Origin of the sequence: Aeromonas sp. R6-1, from assembly GCF_040908165.1 — a bacterium.
Taxonomy (GTDB): Bacteria; Pseudomonadota; Gammaproteobacteria; order Enterobacterales; family Aeromonadaceae; genus Aeromonas; species Aeromonas caviae.
Window position 1 is genome coordinate 55,663 of the sequence record NZ_JBFODF010000003.1, and the last position, 14,450, is coordinate 70,112.

At 66.0% G+C, this 14,450-nt stretch carries 13 protein-coding genes; 9 read left to right on the forward strand and 4 right to left on the reverse strand.

The annotated features are described in order from the left end of the window. Positions 1-26: 26 nt before the first annotated feature. From AB5Y68_RS00575 to AB5Y68_RS00585, 3 genes are all read right to left on the reverse strand, one after another. Positions 27-692, reverse strand: coding sequence for a ChrR family anti-sigma-E factor (locus AB5Y68_RS00575; RefSeq protein WP_039039642.1), 666 nt, complete (start codon positions 690-692; stop codon positions 27-29). Continuing rightward, positions 685-1,254: a sigma-70 family RNA polymerase sigma factor gene (locus tag AB5Y68_RS00580; protein WP_010676026.1), complete on the reverse strand. Its 570-nt coding sequence runs from the start codon at positions 1,252-1,254 to the stop codon at positions 685-687. Before AB5Y68_RS00580 ends, AB5Y68_RS00575 begins: the two co-directional genes overlap by 8 nt. Before the next feature lie 124 nt (positions 1,255-1,378). Further along, complete coding sequence (locus tag AB5Y68_RS00585; protein ID WP_039039643.1) at positions 1,379-1,945, reverse strand: LON peptidase substrate-binding domain-containing protein; 567 nt, start codon at positions 1,943-1,945, stop codon at positions 1,379-1,381. 314 nt (positions 1,946-2,259) lie between these two features. Here AB5Y68_RS00585 and argS point away from each other — a divergent pair, with 314 nt between their 5' ends. The 4 genes from argS to hslU all read left to right on the forward strand — a co-directional run bounded on the left by argS (position 2,260) and on the right by hslU (position 6,998). Then, positions 2,260-4,005, forward strand: coding sequence for an arginine--tRNA ligase (gene argS, locus AB5Y68_RS00590; RefSeq protein WP_039039644.1), 1,746 nt, complete (start codon positions 2,260-2,262; stop codon positions 4,003-4,005). A 3-nt stretch (positions 4,006-4,008) separates the two neighbouring features. Continuing rightward, the gene (locus AB5Y68_RS00595; RefSeq protein ID WP_010676029.1) at positions 4,009-4,857 is read left to right on the forward strand and encodes an SPOR domain-containing protein; all 849 of its coding nucleotides are present in this window, start codon (positions 4,009-4,011) and stop codon (positions 4,855-4,857) included. Between the two features lie 186 nt (positions 4,858-5,043). After that, complete coding sequence (hslV, locus tag AB5Y68_RS00600) at positions 5,044-5,577, forward strand: ATP-dependent protease subunit HslV (RefSeq protein WP_005306539.1); 534 nt, start codon at positions 5,044-5,046, stop codon at positions 5,575-5,577. Between the two features lie 92 nt (positions 5,578-5,669). After that, positions 5,670-6,998 (forward strand): HslU--HslV peptidase ATPase subunit, encoded by a 1,329-nt coding sequence (gene hslU, locus AB5Y68_RS00605; protein WP_010676031.1) that lies wholly within the window; start codon positions 5,670-5,672, stop codon positions 6,996-6,998. Positions 6,999-7,086: 88 nt separating this feature from the next. On the opposite strand, the gene AB5Y68_RS00610 is transcribed toward hslU, so the two are convergent. Beyond that, positions 7,087-8,511, reverse strand: coding sequence for an MFS transporter (locus AB5Y68_RS00610; RefSeq protein ID WP_039039645.1), 1,425 nt, complete (start codon positions 8,509-8,511; stop codon positions 7,087-7,089). Between the two features lie 168 nt (positions 8,512-8,679). On the opposite strand from AB5Y68_RS00610, the gene AB5Y68_RS00615 reads away from it, so the two are divergent. The 5 genes from AB5Y68_RS00615 to AB5Y68_RS00635 all read left to right on the forward strand — a co-directional run bounded on the left by AB5Y68_RS00615 (position 8,680) and on the right by AB5Y68_RS00635 (position 14,449). After that, entirely contained in the window at positions 8,680-9,600 is a 921-nt protein-coding gene (locus AB5Y68_RS00615) for a LysR family transcriptional regulator (RefSeq protein ID WP_039039646.1), read from the forward strand. A gap of 272 nt (positions 9,601-9,872) precedes the next feature. Then, the gene (locus AB5Y68_RS00620; RefSeq protein WP_039039647.1) at positions 9,873-10,514 is read left to right on the forward strand and encodes a TetR/AcrR family transcriptional regulator; all 642 of its coding nucleotides are present in this window, start codon (positions 9,873-9,875) and stop codon (positions 10,512-10,514) included. Positions 10,515-10,608: 94 nt separating this feature from the next. Next, entirely contained in the window at positions 10,609-11,577 is a 969-nt protein-coding gene (gene hlyD, locus AB5Y68_RS00625) for a secretion protein HlyD (RefSeq protein WP_039039648.1), read from the forward strand. Then, positions 11,574-13,343, forward strand: a complete 1,770-nt coding sequence (locus tag AB5Y68_RS00630) for an ATP-binding cassette domain-containing protein (protein WP_039039649.1) — start codon at positions 11,574-11,576, stop codon at positions 13,341-13,343. The genes hlyD and AB5Y68_RS00630 overlap by 4 nt, the downstream gene beginning before the upstream one ends. Beyond that, entirely contained in the window at positions 13,340-14,449 is a 1,110-nt protein-coding gene (locus tag AB5Y68_RS00635; RefSeq protein WP_039039650.1) for an ABC transporter permease, read from the forward strand. The genes AB5Y68_RS00630 and AB5Y68_RS00635 overlap by 4 nt, the downstream gene beginning before the upstream one ends. The last annotated feature ends 1 nt before the right edge of the window (position 14,450 follow it).

Below are 14,450 nucleotides of genomic sequence, written 5' to 3' on the forward strand. Positions count from 1 at the left end.
CGATCACCGGGCAGCCGTGACCCAACTCAATAGAGGTGCTGGCTGATGCCGTTGAGCAGCCGTGACAACCCCTTGGTGAACTGCACGGGGGCATCCTGCACCGTGTAGCAGAGGCAGCCGTCCGGGGTACGGGGGCTGTGGGCGTGGCTGGCGTCACGCCAGATGAAATCCCCCGCCTGATAGCGGGTGTCGCCATCCTCGATGGTGCCCGCCAGCAGCAGGGTCAGCTCATATCCCTTGTGGGTGTGCTCCGGGATCCGCCCCCCCGCCTCGATGTGGAGCAGGTTGGCCCGCGCCCCCATCTCGTCCAGGGGCAGGCTGACCTGACGGATGGCCCCGAGATGACGCCACCTGGGGGCATGATGCCGAGCCAATGCCCGCGGCAGCCGGTAACTGTGACCCGCCACCCTGAGCTCTGGCCTCGGGCTCTCGGGAAGGGCGAGCGCCGCCTCCGTCGCCACCGGCTGTTGCAGTATGCCCGCCAGCATGGCATCGAATCCGGCGGGCAGCGCCTCGTCCGGCACGTCAGGGGCGAGATGCTGGCACGCCAGCGCCTCTTCAAATTCCTTCACCCGGGCGGCGCACTCGGGGCAGAACTCGCAATGGGCGGAGACACCGACGGCCAGCGGCAGAGGCAGCTCGTCGGCGGCGAAGGCGCGCAGCATGGGTTCAGTCGGATGGGTCTTAATCATGGCCTTGCTCCACTTGTTCCTTCAGTTTCTGTAGTGCCAGCCGCAGCCGGGACTTGATGGTGCCAAGGGGCACGCCGAGCCGGTCGGCCAGCTCCTGCTGGGAGAGCTCCTGCAGGTAGATCCCGCGCACCACCTGCTGCTGCGGCTCCGGCAGCGTGGCGACATAGTGGGCCATCTGGCGGGTCAGCACCGCGTCTTCACCGCCGCTCAGGTGCTCCTCTTCGGCCCGGAACTCCAGCAGCGGCCAGATCTCCTCGGCGCAGAGCTCCTCCTTGCTGGCGCGGCGGCGACGCAGCATGTCAAAGCTCTGGTTGCGCATCACTGTGTAGATCCAGGTGGTGGCGGCGCCCTTGTCGGGGTGATAGAGCCGTGCCTTCTGCCAGACCAGCAGCATGGTCTCCTGCACCAGTTCCATGGCGTTGGCTTCGCTGCCGAGGTGGCGCAGCCCGTAGCTGCGGATGCGCGGCGCGAAGTGGTGGAAAAGAGTGGCGAAGGCAGCCTTGTCGGCACGCTCGGCCACCCGGACCAGCAAAGATGTGAGGTCGCCGTCTGGGTTGTCCATGGGGGGCGATGTCCTGCGTGGAGCCGATTGTGGTTGGCCAGTATATGCCATTGCGCCATCCCTCGCGTGTGGTGTTCACCCCCAATACGGTGAGCGAGGAAAAAGGATCACCGGGAAGGGGAATTCAATGGCTCGCGACCAGCAGACCGCTCAGCAGGGAGAGGGTGGGCTGGTTGTCCTTGGCCGCCACCAGCCACTGTTTTTGCTCCACCGGGATGGGCAGCACCTCCAGCCAGCGCTGGGCGACCCAGCTCGCATCCTCCCAGTCCGGCTCCGGATAGAGGGCCGCGTACTCCGGATAGTCGTTGAACACATCCTGCAACGCCTTGGCCAGGGAGTGCTGATCCGCCTGGAGCCTGCCGCTCTGCCAGGGGGGCAGGGGATCCACCTCGCCGACCCGCAGACCATCCTCTTCCTGCCAGAGATCCGTGATGCGCACCCGCTCCACCCCGAGCACCGTGATGCCGAGCAAACCATCGGGCAGCAGATCGAAATCGATGATGCGCACCCGGGTGGCGATGGGGTACATGTTGCGCAGCGCGTCGGGCTGGCGGGAGTCCAGCATGCAGAGCGCGAACTCCCGCTCCCGGGACTCGGCGATCATGCGCTGGTATCTGGGCTCGAAGATGCGCAGCGGCATGATGCCGCCCGGCAGCAGGTGAGCGGAGAGTGGAAACAGTACCAGTGTCATGGGAATCATCCTCCAACGGCGTCCTCAAAGGATACGACCGCCACGGGAAGCGGGATCATTCAGATCGAATCGGTATAAATAACCCTGTCATAATCAGGGGAAAATAGCCTGGACAAGCCGTTTCGTTATGCAGTAGAAATGGATAACCACCACTTATCCAAATCAATATCCTGCAATGTGGTGGAAAACGCAGTGAAATATCCGCCACACCTACGGGTGCGGGCCGTTCCTATAGTTTTCTCGGCCCGATGCGGGTAAAATTCACGCCCTTATCCAGTCAGTCACTTTTCGACGCGCAACCTCGGTGGTCAGTTATGAAAGAGCATATTCATCATCTACTTGAACAAACGGTAGCCAATCTCAAGTCCGCAGGCGTCCTGCCCGCCGACCTGGAAGCCCGGGTGCAAGTAGACCGATGCAAGGAGAAGGCTCACGGCGACCTGGCCACCAACCTGGCCATGCTGCTGGCCAAACCGGCCCGCAAGAATCCCCGCGAGCTGGCCTCTGCCATCATCGAGCACCTGCCCGCCTCCGATCTGATCGCCAAGGTCGAGATCGCCGGCCCCGGCTTCATCAACTTCTTCTTCGACCCGAGCTGGCTGGCCGGTCAGGTGGAAGCCATGGTGACCTCCGACAACGCCAACGTGAAGCTGCCGGCGCCGCAGACCGTGGTGGTGGACTACTCCGCCCCCAACGTGGCCAAGGAGATGGCGGTGCACCACATCCGCTCCACCGTGCTCGGTGACGTGGCCGCCCGCGCCCTCGAATTCCTGGGCCACAAGGTGGTGCGTGCCAACCACATCGGCGACTGGGGCACCCAGTTCGGCATGCTGATCGCCTATCTGGAGAAGATGGCCAACGAGCACGCCTCCGACATGGAGCTCAAGGACCTGGAAGCCTTCTACACCCAGGCCAAGCGTCACTACGACGAAGACGAAGCCTTCGCCGAGCGCGCCCGCAACTACGTGGTGAAACTGCAAGGTGGCGATGAGTACTGCCGCACCATGTGGAAGAAGCTGGTCGACATGACCATGGAGCAGAACCAGCGCAACTACGACCGTCTGAACATCTCCCTGTCCAACAAGGACATCATGGGCGAGTCCATGTACAACGACATGCTGCCGCAGATCGTTGCCGACCTGAAAGCCAAGGGGCTGGCAGTCGAGAGCGAAGGGGCCACCGTGGTCTTCCTGGACGAGTTCAAGAACAAGGATGGCGAGCCCATGGGCGTCATCATCCAGAAGAGCGACGGCGGTTTCCTCTACACCACCACCGACATCGCCTGCGCCAAATACCGTTACGAGAACCTGGGCGCCGACCGGGTCATGTACTTCATCGACTCCCGTCAGCACCAGCACCTGATGCAGGCCTGGACCATCACCCGCAAGGCGGGCTATGTGCCGGAGTCCGTGCCCCTCGAGCACCACGCCTTCGGCATGATGCTGGGCAAGGACGGCCGTCCCTACAAGACCCGCTCCGGCGGCACCGTCAAGCTGGTTGACCTGCTGAACGAAGCGGAAGAGCGCGCCAGCGCCCTGCTGGAGAGCCGGAACAGCGACCTCTCTGCCGAAGAGAAGGCCCAGGTGGTGCACGCCATCGCCATGGGCGCGGTCAAGTATGCGGATCTCTCCAAGAACCGCACCACCGACTACATCTTCGACTGGGATCTGATGCTGTCGTTTGAAGGCAACACGGCGCCGTACCTGCAATACGCCTACACCCGTATCCAGTCCATCTTCCGCAAGGCCGGCGTCGATGCCGATACCCTGAGCGGCAAGGTGGTCCTGAGCGAAGATGCCGAAGAGACCCTGGCCCAGAAGCTGATCCAGTTCTCCGACGCGGTCAACGGCGTGGCGGACAAGGGGATGCCGCACCTGCTCTGTACCTATCTGTATGAGCTCTCCGGCAACTTCATGACCTTCTACGAAGCCTGCCCGATCAACAAGGACGGCGTGGACGAGGCGACCCGCCAGAGCCGTCTGCTGCTGTGCGCCGCCACCGCCAAGGTGCTCAAGCTGGGCCTGGGCGTGCTGGGCATCCACACCCTGGAGCGCATGTAATAGATGGCGACCCGGGATTACGTCGGCAACAGCCCGAGACGACGGGCGGGTGGCCGTAACATCAAGAAAGCGGCCCCTCGCCGCTTTCCTGTTATCCCGGCACTGCTGGCCGGGGCCCTGGTCGTCGGTTTCGGCGCCTTCCTCTACCTCATCAACGGCAAGGGCGCCGATGCCCCCACCATCGAAGAGCAGGTGAAGGCCAACAAACCCAAGGCACAGGGCAATACCCTGCCCCAGGAGAAGTGGAGCTACATCGAGCGGCTGGAGAACAAGCAGGTGGACATCATAGAGCCGCCGCCCCAGCCGGGCGTGCTGCCGCCCCCGCCCGCCGAGACCATGACCCTGCAACCGGAGAAGCTGCCCAAGCCGGTCGCGACCGACATCCCCCAGCCGGGGACCCCCATCGGTCAGGTGAAGCCCTATCAGCCGCAACCGGTGCAGCCGACCAAGCCGGCCACCGGCGCCCCGGTCGCCAGCGCCCGGGAGCAGGTGATCGACCAGAAGGCCGAGCGTGAGCGGATGGAGCGGGAGATCCGCGCCGAACTGGAGCGGGAGCGTGCCGAGGCCGCCAGGGCCAAGGCGGCGACCCAGACTGCACAGACCGCAGCCGCCGACGGCGGTCGCTACATGATGCAGTGTGCCGCCCTGCGCTCCCAGGATTCCGCAGAATCCCTCAAGGCGCGCATCGCCTTCACCGCCGGGCTCTCCTCCAGCCTGCAGGTGGTGAACGGGGCCGGTGGCGCCGTCTACAAGGTGATGGTCGGTCCCTTCAACGGCAAGGCGGCGGCCGATGCGGCCAACCGCAAGCTGCAGGGCTCGGGCATCAGCGGCTGCATCCCCAAGAAGGGGTGATCGCCGCGTCCATGCACAGGGCCGGGTGGCAACACCCGGCCCTGTTTCTTTTGGCGCCATCCCGCGCCCACCCGATCCCTCCTCCGCGATCCGTGCTCGGCACAGGCTTGAAAAGCCGTTTTGCCATCCCCATCTTTTCCTCCATGCACAGTCAGGCCGTCATTCGGCTCAAGCGAGGTAAGTAAAGTGACTACCATAGTTTCAGTTCGCCGCAACGGTCAGGTCGTCATCGGTGGCGATGGCCAGGTTTCTCTTGGCAACACCGTCATGAAGGGCAACGCCCGCAAGGTTCATCGCCTCTACAACGGCAAGGTACTGGCTGGTTTCGCCGGCGGCACCGCCGACGCCTTCACCCTGCTCGAGCGCTTCGAAGCCAAACTGCAGGCTCATCAGGGCAACCTGGAGCGCGCCGCCGTGGCGCTGGCCAAGGACTGGCGCACCGATCGCGCCCTGCGCCGCCTCGAGGCCCTGCTGGCCGTCGCCGACGAGCACAAATCCTTCATCATCACCGGCAACGGTGACGTGGTGCAGCCGGAGCACGATCTCATCGCCATCGGCAGCGGCGGTAACTTCGCCCAGTCCGCCGCCATCGCCCTGCTGGAGAACACCGAGCTCGACGCCAAGAGCATTGTCGAGAAGTCCCTCAAGATTGCGGGCGACATCTGCGTCTTCACCAACGGCAACCACACCATCGAAGTGCTGGATTATTCAGCCAAATAAGCCGGCGAAATAGGGCTGCCAAATAAGGCCGCCAGCCAAACCCCATTTTCCAAGGGGTGGGCCCTGCCCGCCCCGGATACAGGAACGCCATCATGTCCGAGATGACCCCGAGAGAAATCGTCCACGAGCTGGACAGACACATCATTGGTCAGGCCGACGCCAAGCGCGCGGTCGCCGTCGCCCTGCGCAACCGCTGGCGCCGGATGCAGCTCTCCGAGGAGATGCGCCACGAGGTGACCCCGAAGAACATCCTGATGATCGGCCCCACCGGCGTCGGCAAGACCGAGATCGCCCGTCGCCTGGCCAAGCTGGCCAACGCCCCCTTCATCAAGGTGGAAGCGACCAAGTTCACCGAAGTGGGCTATGTGGGCAAGGAAGTGGACAGCATCATCCGCGATCTGACCGATGTCGCCATCAAGCTGGTGCGCGAGACCGAGATGGAGAAGATGAAATACCGCGCCGAGGAGGCTGCCGAAGAGCGCATCCTCGACGCCCTGCTGCCCAACCCGCGCAACAGCTGGGGTGAGGAAGAGAAAGCCGACAACTCCAACACCCGCCAGATTTTCCGCAAGAAACTGCGGGAAGGTCAGCTGGATGACAAGGAGATCGAGCTGGATCTGGCCGCCTCCCCCATGGGTGTCGAAATCATGACCCCGCCGGGCATGGAAGAGATGGCCAACCAGTTGCAGGGGCTGTTCCAGAACCTGGGCCAGAACCAGAAGAAGAAGCGCAAGATCAAGGTCAAGGAGGCCATGAAGGCGCTGATCGAAGAGGAAGCAGCCCGCCTGGTCAACCCGGAAGAGCTGAAGCAGAAGGCCATCGCCTCCGTCGAGAACAATGGCATCGTCTTCCTCGACGAGATCGACAAGATCTGCAAGCGCGGCGAGAGCTCGGGCCCGGACGTTTCCCGTGAAGGGGTTCAGCGCGACCTGCTGCCGCTGGTCGAGGGCTGCACCGTCAACACCAAGCACGGCATGGTCAAGACCGATCACATCCTGTTTGTCGCCTCCGGCGCCTTCCAGATCGCCAAGCCGTCCGACCTCATCCCCGAGCTGCAGGGCCGTCTGCCGATCCGGGTCGAGCTGACCGCCCTGACCACCGAAGACTTCGAGCGCATCCTGACCGAGCCGAACGCCTCCCTGACCGATCAGTACAAGGCGCTGATGGCCACCGAAGGGGTCAACATCGAGTTCACCCAGGATGGCATCCGCCGTCTGGCCGAAGCGGCCTGGCAGGTCAACGAGCGCACCGAGAACATCGGCGCCCGCCGTCTGCACACCGTGATGGAGCGCCTGATGGAAGACATCTCCTACGACGCCTCCGAGAAATCCGGCGAGACCTTCGTCATCAACACCGACTACGTCAACGCCCACCTCGGCAAGCTGATTGAAGACGAGGATCTGAGCCGCTTCATTCTGTAACAGGTTGATCGATAACGAGGAGCTGAGCGGTTTACTATCCTGCTCAATCCCATAGCAAGACGCCTCCCCTGTGGAGGCGTCTTCGTTTTCAGCGTTCTCCCGACTCGCAGCCGTCCCGGGCCACATCACCCTGCACGGCACGCTCCCCCCTTCCCGCCAGCCAGAGCGCGCTCATCAGCAGCAAGGCCGTCAGGGCGAAGGTGGCCCGGGTGGCAAACGCCAGCTCGTCCGCCGTCGCGAGGGCGAGATCGGGCCGCCCCGCCAGGGCGGCGAACAGGCCCCCCAGCCCCGCCGCCCCCGTCAGCTGGCCCAGGTTGCGCGACAGGGTCAGCAGCCCGGCCACTGCGCCACGGCTCGCCCCCTCCGCCTCCCCCACCACGGCGCTGTTGTTGGCGGTCTGGAACAGGGCATAACCGGCGGTGAGCAGCAGGATGGGCAGCAGGTAGCCGAGGGGCCCGAACGCCCTGTCCAGCAAGGCCAGCAAGACGGCGGCCACCACCATGAGCCCCAGGCCGAGGCGCACCACAGGGGTCGCCCCCACCCTGTCCACCAGCCAGCCGGCGGGCATGCCGGACAGCGCCGCCAGCAGGGGGCCCATGGAGATCATCAGCCCCACCGTCCCCATGTCGAGGGCAAAGGCGCCGTGCAGGTAGAAAGGACCGATCAGCAGCGTCGCCACCATGACACTGGCCACCAGCGCACTGGCGATGATCCCGCCTCTTCGCCTGGACGCCCCCAACAGCGCCAGGGGCAGCAGGGGGCGACGGGCGCCCGAGTCGGCACGCACGAAGAGCACCATGGCGACGAGCGCCCCTATCCCCGGCCAGACCCCGAGTGGGCTGCCCCGGGTCAGTGCCAGCCCGTAGCAGAGCAGCGCCGTCACCAGCAGCAACAGACTGGTGAGCGGGAGGCCTCCCTCGGCAGAGCCAGCCTCATCCCGGGGCAGATCCCGCCAGGCACACCCCAGCGCCAGCAACGTCAGGGGGAGCAGCAGCAGGAAGGGAGCCTGCCAGCCAAATCCGCCGATCAACAGGCCGCCAAAGGAGGGGCCGAGCGCCGTGCCGCAGGCCGACAGGGTGCCGAGCAATCCCATGCTCCAGCCCCGTCGGGCTGGCGGCACCAGCTCTCCTGCCATGGCCAGGGAGAGCACCAGCATGCAGGCCGCACCGGCCCCTTGCAGGGAGCGAGCGGCAATGAGCCAGCCAATGGAAGGGGCCAGGGCGCACAGCAGGGAAGCCAGCGCAAAGACCCCGGTCCCCCAGAGCAGCAAGCGACGCCGCCCCAGACGATCGCCGAGCCGGCCCGCCACCACCGTCAGACTGGTGATCCCAAGCAGGTAGGCCACCAGCACCCATTGCAGGCTGGCGAAGGGCACGCCGAAGTCCTGCCCCAGGGCAGGCAGCACCAGGTTGGCCATACTGCCCGCCAGCATGGGCAGCAGGGTGGCGAGCCCGAGCCCCACGAGGCCAAGACGGCGCGTCACAGGAGGGGAAACAAGAAGTGGTGTGGACATGGCAGTCTCTCCGGCAAGTGATGATGCACTCAGGCTAGCGGGGGAGATGACAAGGCGGAAGACGCACGGATTGCAGCTTATAGTTGCATCAGACGCCATATGAAGAGACGGCAACTCGGGTATCATGAAGGGGTCGGCCCGTCAGGCGCCGCCTGCGAGGAGACGACCATGACCCCGGATTTCAACCTGCTGATCACCCTGGATGCCCTGCTGGAAGAGGGCAGTGTGGTGGGCGCCGCCAGACGGCTAGGCCTGAGTGCTTCCGCCATGAGCCGGGCCCTGGCAAGGCTGCGGGAGACCACGGGGGATCCGCTGCTGGTGCGGGCGGGACGCGGCCTGATCCCCACCCCCCGGGCGCAGATCCTGCGGGATGAGGTCGCCCGCCTGGTTCAGGAGACCCGGGCCGTGCTGCGCCCCCAGCAGGAAGTAGACCCGGCGAGCCTGGAGCGCACCTTCCGCCTGCGATCCAGCGACGGCTTCGTGGAGGCGGTGGGCCCCGCCCTGCTGGCGCGCCTCGCCGTCGAGGCCCCCGGGGTGCGGCTGCACTTTCTGGCCAAACCCGACAAGGAGAGCGGCCCCCTGCGCCGTGGCGAGCTGGACTTCGAGACCGGGGTCATCGGCACCACCACGGCCCCTGAGCTGCGCACCCAGGCCCTGTTCCAGGACCACTTCGTCGCCGTGGTGCACCCGGACCACCCCCTCTGCGACGGCACCCTGACCGTGGCGCGCTATGCCGCCGCGCGCCACGTGCTGGTCTCCCGCCGGGGCCAGCCTCACAGCCCCATCGACGAGATCCTCGCAGGCCAGGGGAGGCGGCGCACCATCACCACCCTGGTTCCCGGGTTTGCGACGGCGCTGGCCCTGGTCAGGGAGAGCAATCTGGTGGCAACGGTGCCGCACCTGCACTGCGCCAGCCTGCTCGGCGATCTGGTCACCCTGCCCCTGCCCTTCGCTCTGCCAGGGATCCGGGTCGCCCTGCTCTGGCACCCCAGTCAGGATGCCGATCCGGGCCACCGCTGGCTGCGCGCCCTGATACGGGACACCTGTGCCCGGCCCCCCTATCACACCGAGGCCACCGACACCCCCTGATCCGGGTCAGGCAGCTCCCGGCTCCATCACCAGCCTCTTGTGGCCCGGGCACCCGCACCCGGGGCCTGAAGCGCCTGTCACCACCCCGTCACACCGACATGCCTGTGGCTTGGGCACAAGCGGTGGATCCTTCCCCCTGCCGGACGGGGATCACGGCCCCTCAGAGCGGGGCAGATCACATTGCGGGCAAAAAGATCCTGTCGCCCGCTTCCGCATTTTTTATACGGTCGTATAATTGCGTACAAAATGCATACACCAGGAGCGCCAGCCAGATGCACCCCACCCGTCAGAAACTGCTCGATACCGGCCTCGCCATCGCCACCGAGAAGGGGCTGCGCGGCCTGACGGTGCGCGAGCTGGCGGCGGCGGCCGAGGTGAACCTCGGCTCCTTCGTCTACCACTTCGGCAACCGCGACGCCTTTATCGACGAGTTGGTGGAGCTCTGGTACGCCCCCCTCTATGACGAGCTCAAGGCGGTGGCAGCCAAAGGCTCCTACTCCTCTGCCATCGCCATGTTCGAGGCGACCATGGAGGCGCTGATCGGGCTGGTGGCGCGCCAGCGCGGCTTCATCAACCACCTGTTTGGCGATGCCCTGGCGGGTGAAGGGGCGGCCCAGCGCTTTCTACTCAGCCTGCCGCGCCGTCACCCCCTGCTGCTGATCGAACAGGTACGGATGGCACAGGCGGAAGGGTCGCTGGTCGCGGGTCACCCGCTCCAGCTGATGATCTTCATCATGGGATCGGTCGGCCTGCCGCTGGTGATCGCAGGCAGCGGTCGCCAGCTCGGCTGGCTGCCCGAACAGGCCGCCCCCTTTCTCGCCCAGATAGACAACCCCGAGGCCGCCAGACAGCGGCTGGTATGGGCCCTGCGCGGCCTGCGCCCCACCGGCATCAAGGAAGGAGAAACGGCATGAAACAACCCATCGCCATCATCCCTATGGCAGCTCCGCTGCTGGCCGTTTTCGGTGGTGACCTCTGGCTGCAGAGCCATCCTCAAGGAGAAGCAGCATGAAACAACGCATTGCAATCGTGGCCCTGCTGCTAACCGTTATCGGTGGCTACCTCTGGTGGCAGGGGCGCCCGGCCGACGGCTCCATCCTCTACGGCAACGTCGACATTCGCGACGTCAATCTGGCCTTTCGGGTCGGCGGACGCGTCGATCAGGTGCTGGTCGATGAGGGGGATAGCGTGAAAGCGGGTCAACTGCTGGCCCGCCTCGATCCGGTTCCCCTCACCCACAGCCGCGACAGCGCCCGCGCCAATCTGGCTGCGCTCACTGCCGCCAACGCCTTGATCCACAAAGGCTATCGCAGCGAAGAGACCGACCGCGCCCGGGCCGCACTGGCCGCCGCAGACGCCGCTGCACTGGAGGCCAACCAGCAGTGGCGCCGCCAGAGCGCATTGGCAGCCACCGGCGCCATCTCCCGCGGTCAGCTCGATACTGCCCGCTCCCAGCGGGATCAGACCCAGGCGCAGGTGCGCTCCGCCCGCGAACAGCTCGCCCAGCTCGAAACCGGCTACCGCCCGGAGGAAATCGCCCAGTCCGATGCCCAGCTGGAAGGGGCCAAAGCGGCGCTCGCCAGTGCCGAGCTGGCGCTGGCGGATGCCAGCCTGACCACCCCCAGCGACGGCATCATCATCAGCCGCGCCATCGAGAACGGCAGCATGGTGCAGAGCGGAGCGACCGCCTTCAACCTCTCCCTGACCGCGCCGGTCTGGGTGCGCGCCTATGTGGAGGAGCCCTGGCTCGGCCACTTCCCGAGCGGCGCCAAGGTGACCCTCACCACCGACTCGCGGCCGGATCAGCCCTATCACGGAGTAGTGGGATTTGTCTCGCCCACCGCCGAGTTCACTCCGAAATCGGTGGAAACGCCGGATCTTCGCACTCACCTCGTCTACCGGCTGCGCATCGTGGTGCAGGACCCCGACCCGGCCCTGCGCCAGGGGATGCCGGTCACCGTCAGGCTGGCGCCATGAGCTGCGCCATCTCCCTTGAGGGGCTCACCAAACGCTTTGGCGAGCGGGTCGCCCTCAACGCCATCTCCGCCACCATTCCGGCTGGCGGCATCACCGGGCTGGTCGGCCCCGACGGCGCGGGCAAGAGCACTTTGCTGCGCCTGCTGGCCGGTCTGCTGATCCCCGAAGCGGGCACCATCCGGGTGCTGGGGCTGGATCCAGTGAGCGAGGGGGATCTGCTGCGCCAGCGCCTCGGCTACATGCCCCAGCAGTTCGGCCTCTACGAGGATCTCAGCGTGCTGGAGAACCTCACCCTCTACGCTGACTTGCGCGACGTACTGGAGCCCGAACGCACACCCACCTTCGCGCGGCTGCTCGCCTTCACCGATCTCGCCCGCTTCACCGCACGACCGGCGGGCAAGCTCTCTGGCGGGATGAAGCAGAAACTCGGGCTGGCCTGCGCCCTGCTCGGCACCCCGGATGTGCTGCTGCTCGACGAACCGGGAGTCGGGGTCGATCCCATCTCTCGCCGCGCCCTCTGGCAGATGGTGCGCGAGCTGGCAAAAGGGGGGATGACGGTGCTCTGGAGTACCGCCTATCTCGATGAGGCGGAGCTGTGCGACCACGTGCTGCTGATGGCGGATGGCGAGGTGCGCACCAGCGGCACGCCAGCCGATCTGATGGGGGCCATGGCCAGCCGCTGCTGGCTGCTGGAGGCGGGGCAACTGGATGGCCGCGAGCGGCGCGCCCTGCTGCGCCGGGCACTGGCTCACCAGGCGGTGATGGATGGCGCGGTGGCGGGGGAGCGGGTGCGCCTGCTGCTGCACCCGGGCAGGACGCCCCCACCGCTGGCAGAGCTGCATCTCGCCAACGGCACCTTTCAACCGGCCCAGCCCCGGCTGGAGGATGCCTTTATCGACCTGCTCGGCGGCGGCCCCGGCGGTGAGTCGAGTCTGGCAGCCGGGATGCGCGAAGCGGAACTGCCGCAGGGGGTCTCCCCCGAGGCGGTGATCGAGGCGCGCCACCTCACCAAGCGCTTCGGCGATTTTGCCGCCACCGATGATGTCAGCTTTGCGGTGCGCCGCGGCGAGATCTTCGGCCTGCTCGGCCCCAACGGGGCGGGCAAGTCCACCACCTTCAAGATGGAGTGCGGCCTGCTGCGCCCGAGCGAGGGGCAGGCGCTGGTGACCGGCATCGATCTGGCCCACAGCCCCTCGGCAGCGCGCCAGCGCCTCGGCTACATGGCGCAGAAGTTCTCCCTCTACAAGCAGCTCACCGTGGCCCAGAACCTCTCCTTCTTCGCCGGTATCTACGGCTTGTTCGGCCGCCACCAGCAGACGCGGATCGATGCCATGGTGACTGCCTTTGCCCTCGCCCCCTGGCTCGATCAGAAGGCGGAATCCCTGCCGCTCGGCCTGCGCCAGCGCTTATCGCTGGCCTGCGCCCTGCTGCACGAGCCGCCGCTGCTGTTCCTCGACGAGCCCACCTCCGGGGTCGATCCGGTGACCCGGCGCGAGTTCTGGTCGCACATCAACGCGCTGGCCGACCACGGCGTCACCGTGCTGGTCACCACCCACTTTATGGATGAGGCGGAGTATTGCGACCGCATTGCCCTCATCTATCGCGGCAAGCTGCTGGCGCTCGGCACTCCGGACGATCTCAAGGGGCTGGCCGCCAAAGAAGCGGCGACCTCTTTGCAAACCGGCTCCTTGCCGACCTGTTCTTTGCCAACAATGGAAGAGGCCTTTATCACCCTGGTCGAGCGGGCCAGCGAGGAGGACGCATGAGCATCAACCGTCGGCGACTGCTGGCCCTCTGCCGCAAGGAGACGCTGCAAATCGTCCGTGACCCGAGCAGCATCCTCATCGCCTTCATCATGCCGGTGGTACTGCTGGTGGTAATGGGTTACGCCATCAATCTGGATGTGGACCACCTGCGCCTCGGCATCTGGCGTACCGACAGCGGCGCCCCGGCGGTGCGGCTGGAGCAGGCCCTGCGCGGCTCTACCGCGCTGGAGATCCACAGCGGCCCGAGCAGGGAGTCCCTGCTCGCCAGTCTGGCCCGTGGCGAGATCCGCGGCCTGCTGGTGATCGATGACGGCTTCTCCCGCGCGCTGGCCGGTCAGGGTAATGGCACGCCGCAGGCGCTGCTGCTGACCGACGGCTCCGAGCCCAACACCGCCAACTTCGTCACCAACTATGTGCAGGGGATCTGGCAGGGATGGCTCGCTGGCGAGGGGGTCGCCATGCCGGTGTCGATAGAGAGCCGCGCCTGGTTCAACCCGGCGCTAGTGAGCCGCAACTTTCTGGTACCGGGCTCCATTGCGGTGGTGATGACCATCATAGGCGCCCTGCTCACCTCCCTGGTGGTGGCGCGGGAGTGGGAGCGCGGCACCATGGAGGCGCTGCTCGCCACCCCGGTCACCAAGGGGGAGCTGCTGCTCTCCAAGCTGCTGCCCTACTACGGCCTTGGCATCATCGCCATGCTGCTCTGCCTGCTCTTCTCGGTGGCGGTGATGGGCGTGCCGTGGCGCGGCTCCCTGTTGCTGCTCTTTCTGGTCACCAGCGTCTTTCTCGGCAGCGCCCTCGGGCTCGGCCTGTTCCTCTCCACCGTGATGCGCAGCCAGTTCAATGCCGCGCAGGCAGCGCTGATCGCCGCCTTTCTGCCCGCCGTGATGCTGTCGGGCTTCGTGTTCGAGATCGCCAGCATGCCGCCTTGGCTTCGGGCCATCACCCACCTCATTCCGGCCCGCTACTTCGCGAGCTCCTTGCAGACCCTCTATCAGGCGGGCAGCGTCTTCTCGATCCTGCTGGTCAACGGTTTCTGTCTGCTGTTGCTGGCCGGTTTCTGGCTGGCCCTGACCGCCCGCAAGACGCGGCGCACTCTGGAGTAAC

What these genes read in the sequence shown, in the direction of transcription:
- AB5Y68_RS00575 (WP_039039642.1), bottom strand. Translation starts at nt 692, where the DNA reads ATGATTAAGACCCATCCGACTGAACCCATGCTGCGCGCCTTCGCCGCC.
- AB5Y68_RS00580 (WP_010676026.1), bottom strand. Translation starts at nt 1,254, where the DNA reads ATGGACAACCCAGACGGCGACCTCACATCTTTGCTGGTCCGGGTGGCC.
- AB5Y68_RS00585 (WP_039039643.1), bottom strand. Translation starts at nt 1,945, where the DNA reads ATGACACTGGTACTGTTTCCACTCTCCGCTCACCTGCTGCCGGGCGGC.
- argS (WP_039039644.1), top strand. Translation starts at nt 2,260, where the DNA reads ATGAAAGAGCATATTCATCATCTACTTGAACAAACGGTAGCCAATCTC.
- AB5Y68_RS00595 (WP_010676029.1), top strand. Translation starts at nt 4,009, where the DNA reads ATGGCGACCCGGGATTACGTCGGCAACAGCCCGAGACGACGGGCGGGT.
- hslU (WP_010676031.1), top strand. Translation starts at nt 5,670, where the DNA reads ATGTCCGAGATGACCCCGAGAGAAATCGTCCACGAGCTGGACAGACAC.
- AB5Y68_RS00610 (WP_039039645.1), bottom strand. Translation starts at nt 8,511, where the DNA reads ATGTCCACACCACTTCTTGTTTCCCCTCCTGTGACGCGCCGTCTTGGC.
- AB5Y68_RS00615 (WP_039039646.1), top strand. Translation starts at nt 8,680, where the DNA reads ATGACCCCGGATTTCAACCTGCTGATCACCCTGGATGCCCTGCTGGAA.
- AB5Y68_RS00620 (WP_039039647.1), top strand. Translation starts at nt 9,873, where the DNA reads ATGCACCCCACCCGTCAGAAACTGCTCGATACCGGCCTCGCCATCGCC.
- hlyD (WP_039039648.1), top strand. Translation starts at nt 10,609, where the DNA reads ATGAAACAACGCATTGCAATCGTGGCCCTGCTGCTAACCGTTATCGGT.
- AB5Y68_RS00630 (WP_039039649.1), top strand. Translation starts at nt 11,574, where the DNA reads ATGAGCTGCGCCATCTCCCTTGAGGGGCTCACCAAACGCTTTGGCGAG.
- AB5Y68_RS00635 (WP_039039650.1), top strand. Translation starts at nt 13,340, where the DNA reads ATGAGCATCAACCGTCGGCGACTGCTGGCCCTCTGCCGCAAGGAGACG.